The 6,906-nt window shown below is 69.2% G+C and carries 7 protein-coding genes; all 7 read right to left on the minus strand.

Going from position 1 to position 6,906, the window contains the following annotated elements; genetic code table 11:
• Positions 1-249: 249 nt before the first annotated feature.
• Positions 250-483, minus strand: coding sequence for a hypothetical protein (locus ACFV4K_RS20065; RefSeq protein WP_083869469.1), 234 nt, complete (start codon positions 481-483; stop codon positions 250-252).
• 70 nt (positions 484-553) lie between these two features.
• Positions 554-1,033: a hypothetical protein gene (locus ACFV4K_RS20070; protein WP_379276705.1), complete on the minus strand. Its 480-nt coding sequence runs from the start codon at positions 1,031-1,033 to the stop codon at positions 554-556.
• A gap of 230 nt (positions 1,034-1,263) precedes the next feature.
• Positions 1,264-2,100: an NAD(P)H-binding protein gene (locus tag ACFV4K_RS20075; protein WP_379276706.1), complete on the minus strand. Its 837-nt coding sequence runs from the start codon at positions 2,098-2,100 to the stop codon at positions 1,264-1,266.
• Between the two features lie 525 nt (positions 2,101-2,625).
• Entirely contained in the window at positions 2,626-3,846 is a 1,221-nt protein-coding gene (locus tag ACFV4K_RS20080) for a VWA-like domain-containing protein (RefSeq protein ID WP_379276707.1), read from the minus strand.
• Positions 3,843-5,066, minus strand: a complete 1,224-nt coding sequence (locus ACFV4K_RS20085) for an AAA family ATPase (RefSeq protein WP_379276708.1) — start codon at positions 5,064-5,066, stop codon at positions 3,843-3,845. The genes ACFV4K_RS20080 and ACFV4K_RS20085 overlap by 4 nt, the downstream gene beginning before the upstream one ends.
• Before the next feature lie 49 nt (positions 5,067-5,115).
• Complete coding sequence (locus ACFV4K_RS20090) at positions 5,116-5,934, minus strand: hypothetical protein (RefSeq protein ID WP_379276709.1); 819 nt, start codon at positions 5,932-5,934, stop codon at positions 5,116-5,118.
• A 697-nt stretch (positions 5,935-6,631) separates the two neighbouring features.
• Positions 6,632-6,868, minus strand: coding sequence for a hypothetical protein (locus ACFV4K_RS20095; protein ID WP_379276710.1), 237 nt, complete (start codon positions 6,866-6,868; stop codon positions 6,632-6,634).
• Between the last annotated feature and the right edge of the window lie 38 nt (positions 6,869-6,906).

The raw sequence follows: 6,906 nt of genomic DNA on the forward strand, positions 1-6,906 counted from the left end.
GCCGAGGGCTTTGAACTCGTCGGGGAAGGCCATGTCGGCGCGATCGGGCGCGCAACAGGAAGCCTGGACCAATAGCTTATGGAAAAGCGCTCCATGACGTACAGGTACTTTGCTGGTCCGCGCAGAGCCGACAGCGATTGATCTCATAATCCATTGGTCGCGGGTTCGAGCCCCGCCCGCCCCACCCACAGTGCGCAGTCCGGAATGCCGAAGCACCGCAGGGGTGTTCGGCATTCCGGACCGCCCGTTTCAGATGTGGTCGACCAGGCCTATGGCACCCTCGGACACGGCGCAGTGCACGCAGCAGAAGAATCTGCCCTCGGACTCCACGCCGTGTCCGATGATCTTGCAATTGCAGTGCTCGCAGATGGGTGCCATGCGGTGGATCGCACATTCGAAGCAGTCGAAGACGTGCCGCACTCCCTGAGCTTCGACGACGATCGGCATGGCGTAATCGTTACCGCAAACCTCGCATGCGCTCATGGACCGCACGCTACTCCGTGGGGCCGGTCCGGTGTCCCCGGTTCCGGATTATGTGCCTCTCACCAGGGGATCAAGGAGTGGTGAACGTTCCGAGTCCCGAGGACACGTTGGCGGCGACGCCGCCGGCGGTCACGATCGCGGCGATCCGGCCCGGTCCGGTGTTCACCGACACCGGGACCGGGGCGCAGTCGCAGGGCTGCTCCGCGGTTTCGCGAACGTCCATGTCGACGATGCCCGCCGCTCCGGTCGACAGGTTCGCCCACCAGATCCGGGCGGGCGAATCGAGCGGGTGCTTGCCGTCGAACGGCGGCGGGTTGGCGACACCGAAGGTGGTGACTCCGGGCTCGTCGCCGACGGTCGCCGTCAGGAAGATCGTGAATGATGCTGGGACACCCCATGATTGGGATACCTCCAGCAGCGGGAGTTGGAACGTGGTCGTCTCGGCGGCGTGGGCGACGGCGTGCTGTTCCAGAACCAACGCACCGGCCACCACACCCGCGAAACCCAGCCTGCCGACCATGCCGGCCCGCTGAACCACCTTGCTCGTCACTAGCCCTCCTCACTGTTGATTCCTGCATGTGCATCGAGTGATTCCTGCGTGCATCGAGATCGGCGGTGCGATGACGATCGATCACGCGATCGCCGGATCGGCAAGGCCGACATCCGCAAGCGCAGCGACGCCGGTGCATTCACCAGGACGCCGTGATCGTGCACCTTGCCATCCAGGAACCCGAGATGCGATTTTCACCGCATCGCACCGCGCGTCGCTGCGCGTGTCGCTCAGGAGAAGTCGGCGAGGTGGTCGGCTGCCCAGTCGGCGTAGGTGCGGGGAGCGTGGCCGGTGAGGTCTTCGACGACCGTGTTGAGTGCGGCGGGCTTGCCGACGGTTTCGGCCATCAGGTCGAACAGGGCGTTGATGAAGGCCGGGTCCATGAACTGGGCCATCTGGGCGCGGACCGGGGCGTCGTCGAGTTCCTCGAAGGTGAGGGGACGGTTGAGGGCCGCGGCCAGGATCTCGACCTGCTCGGTCTGGGTGAGGGACTGCGGGCCGGTCAGGTCGTAGGTCTTTCCGGCGTGGCCGCCGGGCAGCACCGCGGCGGCCACCTCGGCCACATCGTTCTCGTGGACGACCGACGCGGCGGCCTGGCCGTAGGCGGCGCGGATGACGTCGCCGCCGGCCAGCTGCATGGCGAAGGTCAGGGAGTTGATGGCCGGGAACAGCAGGCGCAGGAACGTCCATTCGATGCCGGACACCTCGATCGCGGCTTCGACGTCGCGGTGGTACCGGGCGATCACGTCGGGCTGGGCCTGCGCGCCGTCGACCACCGCGCCCGAGGACAGGAAGACGATGCGCCGCACGCCGGCGCGGCGGGCGGTGGCCAGTAGGGGAGCGACCTCCATGCCGTAGGGGAGCACCAGGAAGATCGCCTCGACACCCGAAACCGCTTCGGCCAGAGCGTCTTCGGAAGTGAGGTCGCCTGCGATCACCTGGGCGGCCGCGGGCAGCCCGGCGGTTTCGGGGCGGCGGGTCAGAGCCCGTACCGGCAGGCCCGCGGTCAGCAGGGCGTCCACGGCCTGACGGCCGAAGTGAGCGGTGGCGCCGACGACGAGGTACATGGGTTCTTCCCTTCGGATCAGCGACCCGGGTCGGTCGCCTGCGACGAACAGTATCAGAACGGAATGTTCTATTCCAATTAGACTTCGCGCTTGGTCCGAGCGATGCCTCTGTTCGCTGGAGTAGAACAGATCATTTCGTTCTGATCAGGCCATGCAGGGGTGGCGATCGCCCTCGCCGAGGCTTCCTTTGCGGTGGTGTACGGCCTGCCGAAACGGGCAGCCGCGCAACCGCACTGACCGCGCATTACCTATCGGTCCGCCCCGGAATCCGCCGGGACGGGCCTTCGTTCGGCCATCTGGCTTGATGTAACCCTGAACGGGTTCAGACACTCGTGGTGGGCGATCGCGGCGGTGGCGTTGCTCAGCGTGTTCACCGCGGTCGGCATCACGGCGCGGTGGCACCTGCTGCCCGTCCCCGGCCGCGCTCGGAGCGGGCGCCCGAGCGGCGGATCGTGATCGCGGCTGCTGCGAGGGCTGAATCCGATTGCGCGGCATTGCCGTTCGACCGTGTCACTGCCGCGAATGTCAGCCGATCTCGACGACACGGGCCCAGGATGGGGGCTTGTCGGGGATGTACCCCGATTCGTCCTCGGTCCAGGTGATGGGTCGGCGGAAGAGACCGACCACGGTTCGAGCGGACGGACACTGCTTGGGCCAGGGTGTTTGGCCGTCGGTGAGGACCACCAGGACGTCCGGGCGGGGTTGGGCGCGTGCGGCTTTGGCGAAACCCGCGCAGAGGTCGGTGCCGCCGCCGCCGATCAACGGAATGCTCTCGGACTGGCAGAACGGGCCTGCGATGTGCGCCGCGGCATCACAGGAGATGACGGTCAGCAGGTCTTTGCGGCCGCCCAGGGTTCGGGCTATGGCGGCGGTTTCCAGTAGGGCGCTGCCCAATTCGGTGTCGCTCACCGAGCCCGAGGTGTCGATGATGACGGTGACGTGGGGTGGGGTGCGGCGCAGGGTCGGGAGGATGGTTCGGGGGAGGGCGGTGGCGCGGCGCGACGGTCGCGAGTAGGTGTGGGTTGCGCCGAGGCCGGGCGCGGAGGCGGCGGAGCGGAGGGCCGCGCCGAGGAGGTCTCGCCAGGGTTGAGGCGGGTGGAGGGCGCGGTCGGCCCAGCGACGCCAGCCGTCGGGGGCGTCGCCGGGCCGGCCGGCGATGCCTTGGGCGACACGGAATTTGACGGCGTCCCGTTGCTGGTCGGTCAAGCCGTCGGCATCGCCCGGGCCCAGATCCCACTCGCGGTCGAGACCGTCGGCGCCGCTGCCGCAGTCGAGCCAGGCCAGGTGCTGGGCGTCGACGGTGAGCCGGAACTGGTGAAGGTAGTCCTCCATGAGCTCGCCGGGGGACAGGCCGAGGGTGGCGGGGGTGACCGCGTCCTCGGGCTGGATCAGGCCGTCGCCGAACGCGTCGTCGTTGATCTCGGCGTCGGCGGCGATGTTCATGCGGAGGCGTTCGGCGGGGCCGGACAGGTTGTGGGCCTGGGCGAAACGATCGCTGCGGCCGTGGTGGTCGCGAAGGAGATGGGAAACCTCGTGCACGAGAACCGACGCCAGATTCTCGACCGGGGTGTGGTCGACGAAGGCGGGGGAGACGTAGCAACGCCAGTAGCGGTCGACGGCCATGGTGGGGACCCGGCGGGATTCGACGATATTCAGGGCGTAGAGGGCCGTGGCCAGGTAGGGGCGGGCGCGGACGGCCAGCAGGCGGGCGGCGAAGAGCTTCTCGGAGTCCAGGATCGGGGTCATCGGCCCACCTGCGCGGTGATGCGGGCGGCGGCGCGGTCCGCGCCCTGGGAGACCGAGACCATGCCGGTCAGGCGCTCGATCGAGGCGGGGACGTCCCAGGTTTCATGGCGCAGACTCGCGAGGGTGGTGGCCGGAACGACCACCAGGTCGGGCGCGCCGGTTTCGGCGGCCTTCGCCAGCAGCACCCAGGCGGCGTCCCAGCGGGCCTTGGTGCGGCGGCTGCGCACGGCCGCCACCACGGCGTCGAGCGCCGCCTGCCGCAGGTCGCCGCGGGTGGGCAGGTCGGCGGCGTCGGGATCGGCGAGCAGCAGCTCGGGATCCGGGAGATCCATGCGGTCGATGCTGGTGAGCAGCTCGAACCCGGGGCCGTCGCCGACCGAGCCACGGACCAGCAGCGACAGCACGTCACGGCCGGCCCCAGCGGCGGTGGCGAAGGCGATGAGCCGCACCGTCATCTCCCAACTGCGCGGCGACGGCCACGCGCCGCCCCGACGTGCCTCGCTGCTGGGCAACTGGTGCACGAGCTTCGGGCGGCCCGAGAGCAGGCCGCACACCGCGCGACGGGCGAAATCGACTGCCTCCGGGAACTTCTCGGGATCGAGCGTGGGCAGCGTCGCGTACGGCCACGTCCCGCCGAGACCGCGCACCACCACCTCATGGTCGTGCACCCAGTTCAGGTGGACGAAACGGTTGGCCAGCGGCGGGCTCAACTCCCAGCCATCGGCCGCCGAGGACCGCGGGTTGGCGGCGGCCACGATGCGGACGCCCGGCGGCAGCCGCAGTGTGCCGATCCGGCGTTCCAGCACCAGGCGGAGCAGGGCGGCCTGGACGGCGGGCGGCGCGGTGGACAGCTCGTCCAGGAACAGCAGGCCACGCCCGGCGCGCACCAGGCGGACGGCCCACTCCGGCGGGGCCATGGGCACACCCTGGGTGGCGGGATCGTCGCCGATGATCGGCAGGCCCGAGAAGTCCGACGGCTCGTGCACACTGGCGATCACCGTGGTCAGCGGGAGATCGAGGGCGTCCGAGAGTTGGGTCAGGGCAGCGGTTTTGCCGATGCCCGGCTCGCCCCACAGGAGGACCGGCAGGTCGGCGGCCACGGCCAGGGTGAGGGCTTCGAGCTGAAGATTGGGCCGGGGCTCGGTGGCGACATCGCCCAGCAGGGACAGCAGGTCGCCCGCGATGGTGAGTTGGGAGTCGGAATGGGCTTCGGTAGACATGCGTGAATCACCTTGGGAGTTCAGAGGAATGGGGAGCGACGCCCGCGGATCAGCGGGAGGTCGCGTTTCGCGGATGGGCTCGGTGCTTCGGCCGGGGAAGGCAAGGGAACGGCTTGGCCAGGCCGGATCGGAACAGGCCGTAGGTGATCCGCTGCCGCGCTGCCGCCTCCAGCTCGTCGCGCAGCGCGCCCTCGCGGAGCAACGCGTCGGGACCTAGAGCGCGCTCGACAACGGTCAGCGCACCGGCGGTGTCGCCGTGCATCAACCGTTCCCGGACCTCGGACAGCCAGTCCGGTCGCCGGTGCGCCCGGTCGATCGCCTGGAGACACGGCAGGGGAGTGCCGGTCAGGGCGACCAGCAGCTCCTCCCGCCGGACCTCGGCGGGAGTGTGATCCAGGGCAGCCAGCACCCCGTCCACCAGTGCCACCCGATGCAGCTCGCCGCGGCACTCCAGCAACAGCGTCCGACCGTCCTGACCTGTGCCACCGGAGGTTTCGGACCTCGAATGGCCCGGTTCCAGCGCCGATGCGACCAGTGGATGCAGCCGATCGGCCGTGATCGCACCCGCGCGCATCAGCTCCAGATCAGGCAGCACCCAGGTCGCGGCATCGGGCAGCACGGGTAGCCCGGACATCTCGCCGCGCGGATATCGCTCGGCGATCCGCACATCGGGTGGATCACCTGCGTGTGAAGACAATTCGAGGACGATCCGCCGCCGCACCCCGGCCCGCACGAGCACCCGGCCGCCCGCATTCCCTTCGGCGCGCAGCAGAATCCCGGCCTCGTCGGCCCACCGGTCCACGGCGCAACCGGGTGAGGCCGCGCCCGAGAGCTGGGCTTCGACATCGTTCGGGATGTCGAGTCGCACTGCCCCGGAACGTATTCGGAGCTCGTCGATACGACGCGAATCCCACAGGTGACGATGAAGATCGAGCCGATACCGCCGGTCCGGACGGGGAAGCGGATGCAATGTGCCGACGTCCCGGTCACCGGATCCGTCCCACAGCGCGAGGCTCACTCGCTGACCGGCATCCGCCCACGCGGGAGCGGTCCGCACCACCAGATGAACCGAATCGGCTCCGCCGCAGCCACTTCCGTACTCGTCGCCGCCGTACCGAGCCAGCGACATCGTCAGCCCGGGCCGCAGCAATCCGTCAGGAGCGACCCGGGGCAGATGCCAGCGCAGCAGATCCGGTGCCAGACTTCGCAGATCGTTTCGGACGCGAGCGGCAAGCCCTCGCCCATGGATGCGGGCCACCGCCCGCAGATCGATATCCACATCGAAACCCGCTGCGGCACAAGCCCCAGCCCAATCCCCGGCGCGACGCCGAGCGGTAGCGGTCTCGATCATGGAGGGCGGCACGGCGAACTCCCGCACGCGCAGCCAGAATGAATGTCGGGAAGTCGTCCCGTTCGCGGTGGATGGGTGCATCAGCACTCACCAGAAGCGAACGAGACCCCCAATCCTTGATTGGAATGAGTAATCATCGAGCCGATCATAACGCCCCAACCCCGATCCGGGCCACCCGGCCGGATCGAGGAGTGATCGGCATCCACTCGGGGGATCAGCTGACGGTGCAGTGGGACGGGGGAGCGGTTTCGACGGCGGAGCTGGTCATGGTGCCGCCCTTCAGCTGGCACAACAGCGTCTGGAGTCTGAGGCCGACCAAAGTGCCCGAGCCCGAGGCGGAGCCGCTGTCGGCGACGGGGGTAGCGGGCTCGGGCGCCGCGGCGGCGGTGGCGGCCAACGGGCCGAGGGCGAGAAGTGCGCTGGTGGAGGCTGCGGCGATGAATCGGTTCACTGAGGGTCCCTGTCGACGGGACGAACAGTAGTTGCGGT

This window comes from Nocardia sp. NPDC059764, assembly GCF_042732555.1.
Lineage (GTDB): Bacteria > Actinomycetota > Actinomycetes > Mycobacteriales > Mycobacteriaceae > Nocardia.

Coding starts and splice junctions, on each gene's coding strand:
- ACFV4K_RS20065 (WP_083869469.1), bottom strand. CDS start 483: ATGAGCGCATGCGAGGTTTGCGGTAACGATTACGCCATGCCGATCGTC.
- ACFV4K_RS20075 (WP_379276706.1), bottom strand. CDS start 2,100: ATGTACCTCGTCGTCGGCGCCACCGCTCACTTCGGCCGTCAGGCCGTG.
- ACFV4K_RS20080 (WP_379276707.1), bottom strand. CDS start 3,846: ATGACCCCGATCCTGGACTCCGAGAAGCTCTTCGCCGCCCGCCTGCTG.
- ACFV4K_RS20085 (WP_379276708.1), bottom strand. CDS start 5,066: ATGTCTACCGAAGCCCATTCCGACTCCCAACTCACCATCGCGGGCGAC.